Genomic DNA, 15,123 nt, shown 5'->3' with positions numbered 1-15,123 from the left:
CTTCAGATCACCAGTCTGGAGTAACCGATTCCGGCTGCTTTTTCCACGCGGATCTGCGCCGGAATACGCTCCTTGAGCGCTTCCACATGGCTGATGACGCCAATCATCTTGCCGCTGGCGTTGAGTGCGTCTAGCGCGGCCAGGGCGATCTCCAGCGTGTCGCCGTCCAGCGTGCCGAAGCCTTCGTCCAGGAATAGCGAATCGATCGAGGTCTTGCTGCTGACCAGATCGGACAGTGCCAGCGCCAGTGCCAGGCTGACGAGAAAGGCCTCGCCGCCGGAGAGCGTGCGCGTGTCGCGCGCCACATCGCCCTGCCAGCCGTCCACGATGTCCAGCTCCAGCTCGCCAGTGGGCTTGCGCCGCAGCAGATAGCGACCGTGCAGGCGCTCCAGGTGCCGGTTGGCCAGATGCAGCAGATGGTCCAGCGTCAGCCCCTGTGCAAATTTGCGGAACTTGTCGCCCCTGGCGGAGCCGATCAGACCGTCCAGCCGCTGCCACAGGTCGCAGTCTTTTTCCTGCTCGGCAATCTGGGCCAGCAAGGCCTGCTGGCCTGCGCGGCGCTGGTCGTCATCGTGGAGGCGGGCGCGGTGAGCGCCCAGCTGTTCGACCTGCTGGTTGCGCTCGGCCTCCAGTTGCGTGAGCTGCTCGGTAATGGCCTCGGGCGCTTCCTCGCTGAGCGCCTGGGCCTGCAATGCGGCCAGTCGCTGGCTGGCATCGGCCAGCAAGGTGGTGGCGCGCTGCGCTGCTCCGTGCAGCTGTTCGCTGAGCGCCTGCAGTCGCTGCTGTTCGGCATCGGGCAGCAGGGCGGCGGCGTACTGCGCTTCGTCGGCAAACGGGCTGGCCTGCAGCGCCTGCTGCCATTCGGCCTGGGTCTGCTGCGTCGATTGCTGCAGCTGCTCGAGCGTGGCTTGTGCCTGGCTTGCCTGACCTTGCAGCGTGGCCAGTTGCTGCGCAGTCTGCTCGAGCAGAACTCTGCAGTCCTGCAGCGTGGCGGCGGCTGGCACTGTATAGGCGGTGGCGTCGGCGGATATGTCAGGCAGGGCCTGGCTGCGTTGCAGCCAGTGCTCGGCATCTTGCGCGGCTTGTTCGACCTGGCGTTGCAGCAGGTCGATCTGCTGGGTCAGCTCTTGCATTGCCTGTTGCTGGCGCTGCCATTGCTGCCATTCCTGCTGACGCGCATCCAGCCAGTCTGCGGTGTCTGCGCTGTCGGGCAATGCGTAGCCTGCCGTCTGCAGGGCAAGCTGCAAGCGAGTTTGCAGGCCGCCGGCCTGCTGCATCAAGGCTTGCAGTGCCTGAGCGGTCTGCTGCTGCTGCGTCAGATTGTTCTGCAGAGCCTGCTGGGTACTGGCCTGTGCATACTCGATCTGCTGCTGGTGTTGCAGAGCCGCCTGGCAGGCGTCCTTGGACTGTTGCAGTTGGCGTTCGGCAGTTTCGGCATCGGCCAGGTTCTGCTGCAGCTGCACAATCTGCTGCCCGGCTTCAGCGCAAGCGGTGCGCAGTGCTTCGGGCTGCTGCCATGCCGCCTCATCCAGCGGCACTGCGCTCTGCGCGCGCAAGTCAGTCCAGCGTGACAGCCATTTTTCAATCTGCTGGGCAATGGCCTGGTGCTGCTCCTGCTGCTGCTGCCGCTGGCCCTGGGCAGTGGCCAGCGCGGTGTTCAGCTGTTCGCCCTGGCGCTGCAGCGACTCGAGTTCGCTCTGTGCCTGCTGCAGCGCAGCGGCTGTGGCTGATACATCCAGCGCCGCGTATTCGGTGATGGCAGGGTGATCCTGAGACCCGCACAGCGGGCAGGCATCTCCGGGCTGCAGCGCAGCGCGGTGCTCTTGCAGGCTTTGGATGAGGCGCTCCTGGTCAAGCAGGGCTTGCTTGTCGGCCACCTTTTCCTTGAGAGCCTTGTACTGCGCACGCAAGTCATCGCGTTGCGCCAGCTGCTCCTGAATGCGGGAATCAACGGAGCTCAGCGCCTGCGAATTGCGCTGCTGCTGCACGTCCAGGGGCTGGCGCAGTTCGGCATGTTCCTGCAACTGCTGCCAGTGATGCAGCTGGCGCTGAGCGTTTTGCCAGTGGCTGCGCAGCTGAGGCAGGCTGCCGTGCGTGGTCAGCTGCTGCTGCAGGGCTTGCTCTGCGGCCTGCTGCTGTTGCAGCGTCTGGGAGACTTGCCGTGTCGACTGCGTGGATTGCTGCGTCTGTGCGTCTGCTTGCTGCTGCAGTTGCCGGGCGAGCTTCTGCAGCTGCGTCATCTGGCCTTCTGTCTGGACGGTTTGCCGTTGCAGTTGCTGGCCTTGCTGCAGCTGCTCGCGCCAGCCGCTGAGGTTTTCACCCAGCAGGGCGCGGCTGGCATGGGCTTGCTGCCATGCCGTCAAGTCGGCCTGCCGGGCCTGTGCAGACTGCAGCTGCAGCCTTGACTGCTGCAGCTGATCGCTGGCCAGTTGCCGGGCCTGTTGGTGTTGATGCCATTGCGCGCTTTGGGCTTGCAGCCGCAGGGTATGCAGTTGCTGCAATTGCACGGCCTGTTCGCTTTGCTGGCCTTGTGCCAGCTGCCAGCGATGGTGCATGGGCTGGATTGCCTGCGCAGGTCCGTGGGCCTGCAGGCGCAGCAAATCTTGTGCTGCATCACTCAGCGCTTGCTGGGCGTTCGCTTGTGCATTGCGCGCCTGCTCAACCTCCTCCATGGCCTGCATGGTCTGTGCCTGCCAGCGTTGTACGGTTTGCAGTTGCTGGTGGCGTGCCTGCAGATCCGTCAAGCCGGTCTGCAGCAGTGCCGCCTGGGACTGCAACTGCTCGCGTGTGCCTGCATCCAGCAGTTGCATGCCCTGTGCCTGGGCCTGTTGCTTTTCCAGGGCCTGGCGGGCGTCGCGCGCTCTTTCGAAAACGGACTGCGAGATGCGACCGTAGATATCGGTGCCGGTCAGTTCTTCGAGCAGCTCGGCGCGCTCATTGGCCGTGGCCTGCAAGAAGGCGGCAAAGCCTCCCTGGGCCAGCAGCATGGACTTGGTAAAGCGCGCAAAGTCCAGTCCGGTGATTTCGGCGATGCGCCGGGTTTTGTCCTTGATATGGGTGGTGAGTATGCTGCCGTCCGCCACCAGTGCCAGCTCCACCCTGGGAGCTTGCAGGGCAGCATCCGGCTTGCCGCGCGCGCGGCGCTGGCTCCAGAAGGCGCGGTAGGCCACGCCCTTGACTTCGAACTCCACCTCGGCTTCGCACTCACCGGTGTGGCGCGTCATGATGTCGTTGCTGCCGCTGATGCTGTCGAGGCGCGGCGTCTGGTGATAAAGCGCAAGGCAGATGGCATCGAGCAGCGTGGACTTGCCAGCGCCCGTGGATCCGGTGATGGCAAACAGGCCGTTGTCGGCAAAGGGGGCAGCGGTGAAGTCGATGTTCCACTCGCCCTTGAGCGAGTTCAGGTTCTTCAGCCGCAGTTTGAGAATTCTCATGCCGCTGCTCCTTGCTCGTCGTGGAGGCCGTGCAGCACCTGTTGATAGCGCTCGGTCAGCGCCGATTGCAGTGGCGGCTCCAGGCTCTCCTGGGCCAGTCGGCGCGCAAACACATCGAGGGGGGTGAGTTCATCCAGCGACTCGCGGGCTTCGCCGGACAGCTGTGCCGCAGCCTGGCCGCGCTGGCGCTTGATGCGCAGAATCTCCACGGGCAGCGACTCGGCCATGGCCTGCACGCGCGCCGTGAGGTCGGAGAGATAGTCGTCTTCCTCTACCGTGACTTCAAGCCAGACAGGCAGATTGTTGCGGGTTTGCGCGGCGGCAGACTTCAGCAGCTCGGGCATCTGCGCCAGACTGCCGGCGATGGAGGCCATGGGCTGGAACATCGGCACGGGCAGGGCGGTGACGGCCTGCAGCCCATCGGCATTGAGATCCACCAGCTGTACCTGCTTGGTCTGCCTGGCTTCGTCAAAGCCCAGGGCGATGGGCGAGCCACTGTAGCGGATGTGATCGAGCCCGCCGACGAGCTGCGGCTTGTGGATATGGCCAAGGGCGATATAGCAGGCTGGCGGGAAAGCATTGGTCGGAAAAGCCTCCAGTGCGCCTACATAGATTTCACGCACCGATTCATTGCTGCTGGCACCCACCGTGGTCAGATGGCCGGTGGCAATGATGGGCAGCAGTTCGCCCTGGCTGGCCTGTATCTCATTCTGCGTTTGAAGGGCGGCGGCATACACGCGCTGGTAGGTGGATGCAATCGCGGCTTGCAGTGCCTGCTGCTTGTCCTGTGCGCTTTGTCCGGCCTGGCTTTGCTGCACATCACGCGGGCGGATGAAGGGCAGTGCGCAGACGATGCAGCCCGGCTCCCGCGCGGTGCCACGTCGAGGCAGCGTGACGACATGCCGGGCCTCGTCGCCGGTCGAGCTGACCACCTGGGCGCCCAGGTAGGTCAGCAGCTCGCGGCTTTCATCGAGCACGCTGACCGAGTCATGATTGCCCGCCAGGATCAGCAAGGCCGCGCCTGCGTCGTGCAGGCGCACGATGAGCTGGTTGTACAGCTCGCGCGCATAGCTGGGCGGGGCTCCGGTGTCGAAGATGTCGCCGGCGATCAGCACGGCATCCACGGCATGGGCCTGCACCTGGGTGAGCAACCAGTCGATCAGGGCCTGATGCTCGGCCTGACGGCTGCGGCCCATGAAGTGCTGGCCCAGATGCCAGTCGGAGGTATGGAGAAGACGCATGCGGCGATGGTATGCCAGCCGGCCCCGTCTTAATCGCTGTCCAGCCGTTCTTGCGACAGCTCCTGCTCGAACAAGGCATGGCCTTTGGCCCAGCCGCCACCCCAGATCAGATCCATGATCCCGGCCAGAGCTTCCAGGCGCTGTTCATCGAGGTCCGAGCGCGCATGCTCGGCCTGGAACAGGCGGTAGAGCGCGGCCTGGCTCATGCCTTCATCCCTGAGGGAATGAGCCAGTTTCTCCAACGCCGCCGCAGTCGGTGCCAGCTGGTCTGGCCGCAGAGCTGCTTGCAGGCGTCTGGCTGGAATCATTTCAGCGCTTGCCTGTGCGCTTGGCCGTCCAGTAGCTGAATTCTTCCTTGCCGACTTCATAGTCCAGCTCCTGCAGCCTGGCCTGCAGATTTTCCTGCACATCGGCCACGGCACGGTTGTAGATGCTGGGGCCTATTTCCGCGAGAAAGAAATTCAGCAGGGCGCCGGATTGCATATTGCCTATGGGTTCGTCCATGTTTTCGCGGAAATAGCGTTCTATGGAGGCAATGGCCTGCTGCTGCGCGTGTTTGGGGAGTTCTATGCTCATTGATCAAGCTTTCTTGTAAATTTTCTTTCGCTTCAAGCGTCGGATTCTTCTTCAGCTGACTAACTACCTTGTCTCGCAGCTGGCGGTGTGACAGTGGCAGTCCGCTGCATGGCTTCGGCCAAGCACGGAGCGTCATGCGGTGATTGCTGCACCACATGCACTTATTATGTGCATGAGCTCATGTTGATGCACGCAGATGGCATGAATACGATGGTTTCTTCATCATTCCCAAGGAAAAGCCATGGCTGTCGCCATTCGAATCTACAGCTCAGGTGCGCCCGAAGTGATGCAGCTCGAAGAGCTGGATCTGCCGTCACCGGGGCCGGGCGAAGTTCTGCTCGAGCAGACCGCCATCGGTGTCAATCCTCTGGATGTCAATCAGCGCAAGGGCCTGGTGCCGATTGCATTGCCTTCGGGGCTGGGTCTGGAGGGTGCGGGAACAGTGGCAGCCGTGGGCTCGGGAGTGTCGGGCCTGAAGTCGGGGGACCGTGTCGGCTACGCAACCGGGCCGCTGGGCGCGTATGCCAGTGTGCGCTTGTTCCCCGCTGATCGTTTGATCCGGCTTCCGGACAGTCTCGCGGATGATGCCGCCGCGTCGGTCCTGTTCAAGGGCATCACGGCTCAGTACCTGCTCAAGACCACCGGCCAGGTGAGTCAAGACAGCCGAGTCCTGATTTATGGCGCTGCCGGGGCTCTCGGACAGCTGATGTGCGCGTGGGCCAAGCATCTGGGCGCCCAGGTTCTGGGCGTCGTCTCCAGGCCCGCCAGCGTGGAACGAGCCAAGGCGGCAGGCTGCGATCAGGTGTTTGTCTTTGATGCGCAGACACTGGCATCCCAGGTGATGCAGGCCACGCAGGGACGAAAGGTGGACGTGGTATACGACTCCATCGGAAAAGACACTTTCCTGGCTTCGCTGGACTGCCTGCGACCCAGAGGGCTGATGGTGTCGTTTGGTGCCACATCGGGCCTGCCGCCTGCCATTGAGGTCGGCGTGCTCAATGCCAAGGGCTCGCTGTTTCTGACCCGTCCGTCTCTGGCCGCGCATACGGCAACGATAGAGGAGTATCAGAGCCGTGTGCAGGACGTGCTTGACGCCATCGCAGGCGGCATACTCACGCCTCGCATATGGAAAAGCTACGCGCTCAAGGACGCAGCCCTGGCGCATGCAGACCTGGAGCAAGGACGCTCGCAAGGCTCGATCATCCTCACCCCCTGAATCGCTACAGACACCATGGAGACATTCGACAGCCAGCACACGGATGAGCTCGCCACGCTGGTCGCACTGGCAGACCAGGGTTCGTTTGCCGCTGCGGGACGATTGCTGGCGCGTCACCCTTCGGTGCTCTCCAAGCGCATGCAGGCTCTCGAGCGAAGACTGGGCGTGCGCCTGGTGGAGCGCACCACGCGCCAGCTGCATTTCACCAACGAAGGCTGGCGACTTGTCGAAAAGCTGCGCCAGGCTGCCCATCTGATTCGGGATGCAGAGCAGGAAGCAGCTCAGGGAGCGCAGGAAATACGGGGGCGCCTGCGCTTGTCCATGCCCGCGACGATGGGGCGGCGGTGGATCAGCCCCATGCTGGCGGATTTTTCCCTGGCCTACCCGGAAGTGGCGCTCGAAGTGGAGTACAGCGAGCGCATCGTGGACATTGTGGGAGAGCGTTTTGACGCCGCCATACGTATCGGCAATCTGGCGGACAGCCGGCTGGTTGCCACGCGGCTATGCGATCAGTACCGCCTTCTGTGTGCATCCTCCAGCTATCTTGAGCGCCATGAAGCGCCAGACGGGCCTGCAGATCTCGTCCGTCACAACTGCCTGGGCTACACCGGCTTGCTGGACTTTCCGCAATGGCGGCTGGTTCAGTCGGCAGGAAAGAAGGTCGCCAGTGTTGCCGAATCAGTGCGCGTCAGCGGCTCCATCCTCAGCAACGACAACGAAGCCTTGCTTCATGCGGCAATCAAAGGTGTGGGCATCATCGCCGGGAGCGACTGGCACCTCATGCCCTCCATCCATGCTGGAGAGCTGGTCCGCATACTGCCGCAATGGACATTGGGGGAAGCCGGCGGCATCTACCTGCTACGACCTTCGGGGCAGTACAACACGGGCGCCATGAAGGCGTTCAAGCAATGGGTGACGGAGGCTTTCGCGGCGGCTCCCTGGCGGCCCGCAGACCGCTGAGGAGTCCTGCCTGTCCTGCTGTTTCAGGGCGATGAGTACAGGTCGCTCAAGGCCTGGAACTCGGTTGCCGCGCGAGGATCAGGAGCCGCTCTTGCTTCCCAGCCAGGCAGCGCTATTGAGAAAAAAGCGTACCAGCTCGCTCTGACGGCGGGCGCCGGTCTTGGAGAAGATGGAGCGCAGGTGAGCTCTTGCGGTATTGAGGCGAATGCCCAGCGCTTTGGCTGCTTCCTCCAGCGTCAGGCCGTGGGTCAGCTGGATCACCAGCGCGGTCTCCGCCGACGTGAGCTGAAACAGCTGCTGCGCCAGGTGCGCTGACGGATCGGCCTTGTCATCGGTGTTGCGCATGAACACCGCGACGCAGGGACGGCTCTTGGCCTCTGCGTTGTCACCCGAGGAAATGCTTTGGACCACAAGCCCCCAGTTGAGCTGACCCGAAGGACGGGCAATCGAGATGCCTTCGGTCATGACGGACGCGGATGCCAGGGAGGACAGCAAGGCATCCTTGACCAGTCGCTGGAGCTTTCGGTTGTCGCTGGCATATTCAGCCTCCAGCATGCCACCGGAGATCCTGAGTCCATCCTGAGCATCGAGAATGCCTTTGGCCGCAGGATTGCTTTCCAGCACTTGGCCATTCTGGTCCAGGATGACGACACCCACCATCAAGCGAGCCGTGACGGTGCTGTACAGCGACATGACCTGACGATCATGGTGCAGTGCCAGATGCATATTCAGTGCACGGCGGATGTGCGGCATGATCATGCGCCCCAGATCCAGATCCCGCTGGCTGAAGGCCGGCTCCGACTCGGGGCGCGTGATCCGCAGGCCGTAGACACTGCCATCGGTGGTCACGATATCGGCAGCCATCACATGGAAGATATTGTGCACACGGCACCAGTCCTTGTAATAGACGCTGCTGCGCCATTCGCTTTCGGACATCAGGTCGGGAATGGTCTTGAATTGTTCCTTGGGCATGCCAAGGAAAGGACTGTGCTCGCTGTAGACGTCGTGCGTAAGCAAGCCCTCGAGCCCTCCGGATGCGGTGATCGTCAAACCGATATTGTCTCCCTCGGTCTGGCGGATGATCAGCACTGCAAAATTGCTGCGCATATGCGTGCGAATCACCTCCAGGCAGGGAACCCAGGCCTCCGGCAAAGAAGCCGCATCGTAGAGGTGATTGATGAATTCGCTGAAGCGCTCCGCACTGATCAGCTCTGTTGTCTCTGGGCTCTGAACTTCGGAGATCGAGCCATCTTTGAGAGCAAAAGTCATTGAGGCTTGTGCGTAATCCATGGGTTTCAGTTTGCCGTAGGTGGGGCTCATTGCGTTGACCTCTTGCTGTCTCGCATTATCTGCGCCTGATTGTTCGGCTTCGATTTGCAAGACTTCATCCATGGTGTCATTAGTGTCCCTGGCTCCGGCGCTGGCCAGGACGAGCCGGCAGGAATTGGCAGGGCCGACATTCTCGGTCCTGGCCCGATCAGCACCGGCAGCCGCAGGTGCCGGCACACGGAGGCATTGCTCTGCTTGGCGAGACATCAATCGTCAAAGTCCCAGAGCTCATGCAGGTCCAGGCGCAGACGACTATCGCTCTCCAGCGTGTCCATACGTGCCATGCGCTCGGCCAGCACTGCGTCGGCAAGCACACGGCGCGCAGCCAGGAGCTCGGCCAAGCCGGACTCGCCGGCACGATAGGCGCGCATTGTGCGGTCGGTCGCACTGCGCTGAAGCGTCGCCGCTCGGACCTGCGCCGCGGTTGCAGCACGCCTGCCATTTAGCTGACTCCAGAGCACATCGAAGTCCGCCCCCAGGCGTCTGGTTACCGCCAGGCGACGCGACAGCGCCGCATCGGCATCGGCCAGCGCGGCCGCAGCCTGGGAAGCCCGGTGGGCGGAGCCCAGTGGCAGACTGATGCTGAGGCCTGCAATGCGCTCGGCACCACCACGCTCGCTGCTGGCAAACACACCGATCGTGGGGTCTGGGCGGCGCTCGAGATCCGTGCGGCGGGCCTGGTGCAGCGCAAGAGTCTCCTCGGACAGGGCCAGCAAATACTCATGGCTGTGCTCTATGTAGCGCGAGCGCAGCTGAGCCTCCGATCCGTTCGGGAGTGCGGGCAGCGCGCTTGCGTCGATTGAAATGCCGGCCAGAGGGCAGAGGTCGGGAAAGCGTGAGCAGAGCTCGGCCTGCGCCGAGGCCTGTGCGGCCTCTGCTGCGGCCAGCGCAGCCTGCATGCGGGCCTGTTCGGCGGCCGCCAGCTCGGCTTCAAGCCTGGCCGCATCGCCCGCGCGCAGACGGCGCTCGGTGATGCTTGCAAGCTCAGCGGCGGCATCGGCATTGCCTTGCGCCGCCTGCCGGGCCTGAGCAGAGCGCTGAACCGAAAACCACAAGGCCAGCAATTGGCGTGCAGTCTCGTGCCGGGCGTCTTGCGCTGCCAGCAGGCCGGTGGCCCGGGTTGTCTCGGCCAGCTCGGCGTCGACGGCTGCCTTGCCCCAGAGTCGTAGCGGTCGCTCGATGGCAATCTGGCCTTCGGTGAATCGCTGGCCGGAGCCATCATGGGTCCAACGGCGCTGACCACTAGCTCGGGCTACCGTTTCATGAGGGCCCACGCGCAGACCGTCGGCTCGAGCCTGAGCACCCCTTCGTGCTGCGTCGGCCGCTTGCACAGTAGGCGATTGTTCTACCGCCATGCGCACCGCCGTCTCCGAAGGCAGGTAGCTCTGAGCCTGGGCTGCACTCGTAAAAAGTAGAACTGCGGCACAGGCATGAAGCAGACGATTTTTCATAGGCAAACTCAGAAAATACGATTTGGAGCTACCGTGTGCTCTATTGCAAAAAGCGTTTGCAGCTTTCATTTTTGTACTTCCCTAGCACTGCGTGCTACGCCAAAGCGCTCAAACAGCAGTGGTAACAACAGCAAGGTCAGAGCCGTGGAACTGATCAATCCCCCTGCCACGACGACGGCCAACGGACGTTGAATTTCCGAGCCAGGGCCAGTAGCCAGCAGCAGCGGCACCATGCCCAGAGCCGTGATGCAGGCCGTCATAAGCACAGGCCTCAGGCGGTCGCGCACGCCTTGACGTACAGCCTGGGTCAGCTCCATGCCCGACACCAGCAGTGCGTTGAAGTGCGAAACCAGCACCACGCCGTTGAGCACAGCAATGCCCAGCAGTGCAATAAAGCCCACAGAGGCGGGCACCGACAGGTATTCGCCGCTTATGCGCAATGCGGCCATGCCTCCCACTAGTGCGAACGGAATGTTGGCAATGACCAGCAAGGCCTGGCGCATTGAGCGGAAGGTGAGAACCAGCAACACGAAGATCGCCGAGAGCGCCACAGGAACGACCAACGCAAGGCGGGCAGCCGCGCGCTGCTGGTTTTCGAACTGGCCGCCCCAGACAATGCGCAGATCCTTGAGTGCGGGGTTGGCAGTCACAGATGCCCGGGCCTCGCTTACGAAGCTTGCGAGATCGCGTCCTTCGACATTGACCTGAACCACGGCGAAGCGCGCTCCGTCCTCATGGTCGATACGTACCGGTCCGTCCTGAGGGGAAAGTGTCGCTAGCGAAGTGAGTGGCCAAGTGGTCCCGTCGGGGGCGGTCACAAGAAGGCTTGCCAGGCCTTCGGGTGATTGCCGCAGTGTCGTTCCGCCACGAAGCAGTAGCGGCGTACGTACCATGCCTTCGGGCACGATGCCTATACGATCGCCCTCAATCAATGCGCGTAACTGGGCCTGCAAGGCATCACCGGAAAAGCCGGATTGGCCAAGTGCAGCACGATTGAGAACGACTTGCAGATATTGCACGCCGCTGTTGCTGGGGGCAATGACTTCGGAGGCGCCGGAGACGGTGCGCATGCGTGCAGCAATCGCCTGGGCCGCGGCATCGATCTTGGCCAGATCGGTACCGAAGATCTTGATGGCCACGTCGCCTCGCGAGCCGGTCAGCATCTCGGACACGCGCATCTCGATGGGCTGCGTAAAGCCGTAGATCAGGCCCGGAAAGCCTTCCATCACGCGGCGGATGGCATCTGCAATATCTTCCTTGCTGCCACGCCACTCAGCACGTGGCTTGAGCACCAGAAAGGTGTCGGTCTCGTTGAGGCCCATGGGATCCAGCCCCAGATCGTCCGAGCCCGTGCGCGCCACGATGGAGCGGATTTCCGGGACGCCTTCGAGAAGGGCTTGTTGCACGCGCTGATCCATATCCAGCGATGCGGTCAGTGAAATTGACGGAGATTTTTGCAGCTGCACGATGAGATCGCCTTCGTCCATGGTTGGCATAAAGGTCTTTCCCACTGACAGATACAGGGCTGCCGCGCCGGCCAGCGTCGCCAGTGCGATGCCAAACACCGTGCGCCGGTGCGCCAGGCTCCAGGCCTGTAGCCAGGCAAAGCCGCCGGACAGCTTTCGCATCAGCCAGGGCGCATCGCTGGCGTGCGAGCGCAGCAGCAGTGAAGCCAGCGCCGGAACGGCAGTAAATGCAATGAGTACAGAAGCACTTAGGGCCAGGACGATGGTCAACGCAACCGGCGCAAACAGCTTGCCTTCCAGGCCTTGCAGCGTCAGCAGCGGCAGGAACACAATGGCGATGATGGACACGCCTGCCAGCATGGGGGCAGACACTGCCGACACGGCATCCCGGATCAGGCTGAAGCGGTCCACGGAGTTTGCCGAAGACACATCTTCTTGCTTGTGAGCCAGTGCTGTCTCGATGTTCTCCACCACCACCACCGAGGCATCCACCAACATGCCCAAGGCGATGGCCAGACCACCCAGGCTCATCAGATTGGCCGTCAGGCCCACGTAGCGCATGAGTAGGAATGTGGCCAGCATGGACAGAGGGAGTGTGGCCGCCACTACCAATGCAGCGCGCACGCCGCCAAGGAACAGGTAAAGGATGACGACTACGAGCACGCTGGCTTCGACCAATGCGCGCACTACGGTGCCGGCGGCACGCGAAACCAGTTCGCCCCGGTTATAGAACACCTGGATGCTCATCCCTTTGGGCAGGCGCGGCTCCAGTTCGTCGAGTCTGGCCTGCACTGCATCGACCAGACTGCGAGCATCCACGCCGCGCAGTCCCAGCACCAGTCCCTGGACGGCCTCGCCCTGGCCATCACGACTCACGGCGCCGTTGCGAGTGGCCTCGCCCAGGCGTACCGTGGCTACATCACCTACCGTGGCTGCGGCCTGTCCGTTTTTGGCCGGAACGATCACGACGGCCCGCAAATCGTCGAGCCCGCGCACGCCACCTTCCACGCGCACCACCCAATGCTCCTCACCTCGGTCCAGCCGGCCTGCTCCATCGTTGCGATTGTTGGCGTCGAGTGCCTGACGCAACTGATCCAAGGTCACGCCACGCGCGCGCAGCCTCGCAGGATCGGGAATCACCTCGTAGCCCCGTACCACGCCACCCAGGGCATTCACGTCGGCAACGCCGGCGACAGTGCGCAAGGCCGGCCGTATCACCCAGTCCAGCACACGTCGGCGTTCGGCCAGAGAGTAGCTCTCGCCATCAACCGTAAACATGAACATCTCGCCCAACGGCGTGGTGATGGGGGCCAGCCCACCTTCTGCGGTAGCAGGCAGGTCGCGCTGTATGCCGGCCAGCCTTTCGGAAACCTGCTGGCGAGCCCAGTAAACGTCCGTGCCTTCCGAGAAGTCCACGGTCACGTCGCTGATGCCGTACTTGGAAACCGAACGCACGATGGTCTTGTGCGGCAGACCCAGTAGCTCCTGCTCTACCGGTGTGGAGACGCGCTGCTCCACTTCTTCAGGCGTCATGCCGGCCACCTTCAGGATCACTTTGACCTGGGTTGGTGAGATGTCGGGGAACGCATCTATGGGTAGATGCACATAGGCCCAGGCGCCGGCCAGTGCCAGGGCCAGGGCTGCGAGTAGCACTAGAGCCCGCTGACGTAGCGAAAAATCGATCAGCCTAGCCAGCATCACTGACCTCCGGACAGCAGGTTCTTGAGCGCAGCGATACCTGCGATCGCAATCTCCGCATTTGCTGGAAGCACTCCGCGCACCACGGCTGTAGCTTCGTCTCTGGTGTCCACCGACAAGGGGACGAAGCGCACGCTCTTGCCCGTGCGAATGAACACACCGGTCTGGCCTTGCCAGTACACCAGTGCTGAGGCGGAGATGCGCAGACGGTTTCCTGCTTTCGACTGCGCCTTTTCCGTGTCTGAATCTTTCAACGTCAATATGGCTGTAACACTTTCTCCCAAGCGCAGATCCCCGCTCTTGGCCAGCGCAACACGCACACGCATCCCCGCGCTACCGTCGCCAACTGGTGCAATGCCCTCGACACGGCCTGCGGCGCCGCGAGTGATGACCTGCACACTGTCACCTGCGGCGGGCAGTGGGACCTCTCGACCCAGTAGCAAATCAAGCTCCAACGCCTTGGGATCAGCCACTCTCACCAAGGGTGCCGATGCATCAACACGCGCGCCAGGTTGGACCATTACTTCAGTCACAATGCCTGCACGCGTTGCCAGCAACAGCGCCTCATTCCCAGCCAGCTTCACACCACTGGCAGCCAGCTCGGCGCGTCGGGCTTGGGCCATGGCCGCAGCCTCTGTGGCGCGTGCCTGTGTTGACTGCCATCGACTGGCTGCGATGATGCCGTCTTCATGGAGCAATCGGTCTCGCGTCAGGGATTGCTGTGCCAGCCGCGACTGTGACTCGGCTTCCGCCACTGCGCGACGCGCTTCATAGAGCTGAGGGCTGGTGAAAGTCACCACGGGCTGGCCCGCTCGCACGGACTGGCCTACAGCGACCAGCACACGTGGCAGCGCCCCCGCATAAGGCGCAGCCACAACGGCCTGAGCATCGGGTCTCAGAACCACACGCGCATGAGCCGAAATATTGAGCTCGTCAGAACTCTGGATGGACTGAAAGCGCACGCCCAAGGTACGCGCCTGCTCAGGGGATAGAGACACAGCCTCGGCGGCCATGCCTGCGACTGGCAGCGCAAGTGCGCCGGCCAACAGCCATTGGTGGAAGAACATTCCTGACTCCGGAAAAAGAAAAGACATGCATCCATGCGTATGCATGGATGCTGGCAAGCCTGTGAAAGGCTTGGGGGGTCAGGAAAACTGAGGCGGAGCTTGGGCCGGGGATGGTCGTATGACGCGACCTTGCCAGCGTGAAAGCCTGTACGCCGGCTCGGGGGGCGGTGTGGGCCTTGCAGCAGTGCAACGCATGAGCGAGGCACGCAGACCCCAGGTCAGCAGAGTGAGGCCAATAACGGCCAGCAACGGGACAGGGAGCAGATCTAGTGGTTGCAGTGCGTTCTGCACGTCAACTTCAAAAGGCTCGGATTGAGCTTGATGGACATCGTGGTCACTGAGAGAGTCGTGTCCAGTGAACAGATGGAAATGAGAATCAGCAATTCTGGAAGGTGTCGTGTGCACATGCAGGCCAGATTGATTCGGAGTCCCGAAGTGGCCGTGCAGCAGCGGTATCAGCAGTTGCGCCGCCATGATCAGCAGCAGCAATGCGCTCCGAAGAGAAAGTCTCTGGATGGCACGCGACATGCGATCGATTGTAGCGCTGCGACTTTCGGTGTAACAGCGCAATCTATTGATCAGGATTAGACATTCCGCCGACAAGACGCCCGGCCGTTCGGCTGGCCGCTGCTGGGCGGCTATCCGCAGCAGCGTCTACAGCGATGGATATGGCTCGAGTGCATGG

The 15,123-nt window shown here is 62.6% G+C and carries 11 protein-coding genes; 2 read left to right on the top strand and 9 right to left on the bottom strand.

Going from position 1 to position 15,123, the window contains the following annotated elements:
- Positions 1–2: 2 nt before the first annotated feature.
- From JAO85_RS05890 to JAO85_RS05875, 4 genes are read right to left on the bottom strand one after another with little or no spacing between them, the layout of a single operon-like run.
- The gene (locus tag JAO85_RS05890; RefSeq protein WP_202787682.1) at positions 3–3,434 is read right to left on the bottom strand and encodes an SbcC/MukB-like Walker B domain-containing protein; all 3,432 of its coding nucleotides are present in this window, start codon (positions 3,432–3,434) and stop codon (positions 3–5) included.
- The gene (gene sbcD, locus JAO85_RS05885) at positions 3,431–4,675 is read right to left on the bottom strand and encodes an exonuclease subunit SbcD (RefSeq protein ID WP_202787681.1); all 1,245 of its coding nucleotides are present in this window, start codon (positions 4,673–4,675) and stop codon (positions 3,431–3,433) included. The genes JAO85_RS05890 and sbcD overlap by 4 nt, the downstream gene beginning before the upstream one ends.
- Before the next feature lie 29 nt (positions 4,676–4,704).
- Positions 4,705–4,983, bottom strand: a complete 279-nt coding sequence (locus tag JAO85_RS05880) for a hypothetical protein (protein WP_202787680.1) — start codon at positions 4,981–4,983, stop codon at positions 4,705–4,707.
- Position 4,984: 1 nt separating this feature from the next.
- Positions 4,985–5,251 carry a DUF2164 domain-containing protein gene (locus tag JAO85_RS05875; protein ID WP_003068137.1) on the bottom strand — a complete coding sequence of 89 codons (267 nt, stop codon included), beginning with the start codon at positions 5,249–5,251 and terminating at the stop codon, positions 4,985–4,987.
- 241 nt (positions 5,252–5,492) lie between these two features.
- Here JAO85_RS05875 and JAO85_RS05870 point away from each other — a divergent pair, with 241 nt between their 5' ends.
- Together JAO85_RS05870 and JAO85_RS05865 are read left to right on the top strand one after the other, a co-directional pair.
- Positions 5,493–6,467 carry a quinone oxidoreductase gene (locus JAO85_RS05870; protein WP_054073867.1) on the top strand — a complete coding sequence of 325 codons (975 nt, stop codon included), beginning with the start codon at positions 5,493–5,495 and terminating at the stop codon, positions 6,465–6,467.
- 15 nt (positions 6,468–6,482) lie between these two features.
- On the top strand, positions 6,483–7,427 hold the full coding sequence (locus JAO85_RS05865; RefSeq protein ID WP_202787679.1) for a LysR family transcriptional regulator: 945 nt from the start codon (positions 6,483–6,485) through the stop codon (positions 7,425–7,427).
- 78 nt (positions 7,428–7,505) lie between these two features.
- Here JAO85_RS05865 and JAO85_RS05860 read toward each other — a convergent pair whose 3' ends face one another.
- The 5 genes from JAO85_RS05860 to JAO85_RS05840 form a co-directional block, all read right to left on the bottom strand.
- The gene (locus tag JAO85_RS05860; protein ID WP_054073897.1) at positions 7,506–8,747 is read right to left on the bottom strand and encodes a LuxR family transcriptional regulator; all 1,242 of its coding nucleotides are present in this window, start codon (positions 8,745–8,747) and stop codon (positions 7,506–7,508) included.
- A gap of 215 nt (positions 8,748–8,962) precedes the next feature.
- Complete coding sequence (locus JAO85_RS05855; RefSeq protein WP_202787678.1) at positions 8,963–10,207, bottom strand: TolC family protein; 1,245 nt, start codon at positions 10,205–10,207, stop codon at positions 8,963–8,965.
- Positions 10,208–10,272: 65 nt separating this feature from the next.
- Positions 10,273–13,371 carry an efflux RND transporter permease subunit gene (locus tag JAO85_RS05850; protein ID WP_202787677.1) on the bottom strand — a complete coding sequence of 1,033 codons (3,099 nt, stop codon included), beginning with the start codon at positions 13,369–13,371 and terminating at the stop codon, positions 10,273–10,275.
- Positions 13,371–14,438: an efflux RND transporter periplasmic adaptor subunit gene (locus JAO85_RS05845; protein WP_202787676.1), complete on the bottom strand. Its 1,068-nt coding sequence runs from the start codon at positions 14,436–14,438 to the stop codon at positions 13,371–13,373. Before JAO85_RS05845 ends, JAO85_RS05850 begins: the two co-directional genes overlap by 1 nt.
- 78 nt (positions 14,439–14,516) lie before the next feature.
- A complete protein-coding gene (locus JAO85_RS05840; RefSeq protein ID WP_080692976.1) occupies positions 14,517–14,966 on the bottom strand; it encodes a hypothetical protein in 450 nt (149 codons plus the stop codon).
- Between the last annotated feature and the right edge of the window lie 157 nt (positions 14,967–15,123).

The sequence above is a fragment of the Comamonas sp. NyZ500 genome, assembly GCF_016772095.1.
Classification (GTDB): domain Bacteria; phylum Pseudomonadota; class Gammaproteobacteria; order Burkholderiales; family Burkholderiaceae_C; genus Comamonas; species Comamonas thiooxydans.
This window is presented reverse-complemented; position numbering and strand designations above follow the sequence as displayed.

Bases quoted from the DNA above. Each gene is read 5' to 3' on its own strand.
- JAO85_RS05855 (WP_202787678.1), bottom strand. From the start codon at position 10,207: ATGAAAAATCGTCTGCTTCATGCCTGTGCCGCAGTTCTACTTTTTACG.
- JAO85_RS05865 (WP_202787679.1), top strand. From the start codon at position 6,483: ATGGAGACATTCGACAGCCAGCACACGGATGAGCTCGCCACGCTGGTC.
- JAO85_RS05875 (WP_003068137.1), bottom strand. From the start codon at position 5,251: ATGAGCATAGAACTCCCCAAACACGCGCAGCAGCAGGCCATTGCCTCC.
- JAO85_RS05840 (WP_080692976.1), bottom strand. From the start codon at position 14,966: ATGTCGCGTGCCATCCAGAGACTTTCTCTTCGGAGCGCATTGCTGCTG.
- JAO85_RS05860 (WP_054073897.1), bottom strand. From the start codon at position 8,747: ATGAGCCCCACCTACGGCAAACTGAAACCCATGGATTACGCACAAGCC.
- JAO85_RS05870 (WP_054073867.1), top strand. From the start codon at position 5,493: ATGGCTGTCGCCATTCGAATCTACAGCTCAGGTGCGCCCGAAGTGATG.
- JAO85_RS05850 (WP_202787677.1), bottom strand. From the start codon at position 13,371: ATGCTGGCTAGGCTGATCGATTTTTCGCTACGTCAGCGGGCTCTAGTG.
- JAO85_RS05890 (WP_202787682.1), bottom strand. From the start codon at position 3,434: ATGAGAATTCTCAAACTGCGGCTGAAGAACCTGAACTCGCTCAAGGGC.
- sbcD (WP_202787681.1), bottom strand. From the start codon at position 4,675: ATGCGTCTTCTCCATACCTCCGACTGGCATCTGGGCCAGCACTTCATG.
- JAO85_RS05845 (WP_202787676.1), bottom strand. From the start codon at position 14,438: ATGTTCTTCCACCAATGGCTGTTGGCCGGCGCACTTGCGCTGCCAGTC.
- JAO85_RS05880 (WP_202787680.1), bottom strand. From the start codon at position 4,983: ATGATTCCAGCCAGACGCCTGCAAGCAGCTCTGCGGCCAGACCAGCTG.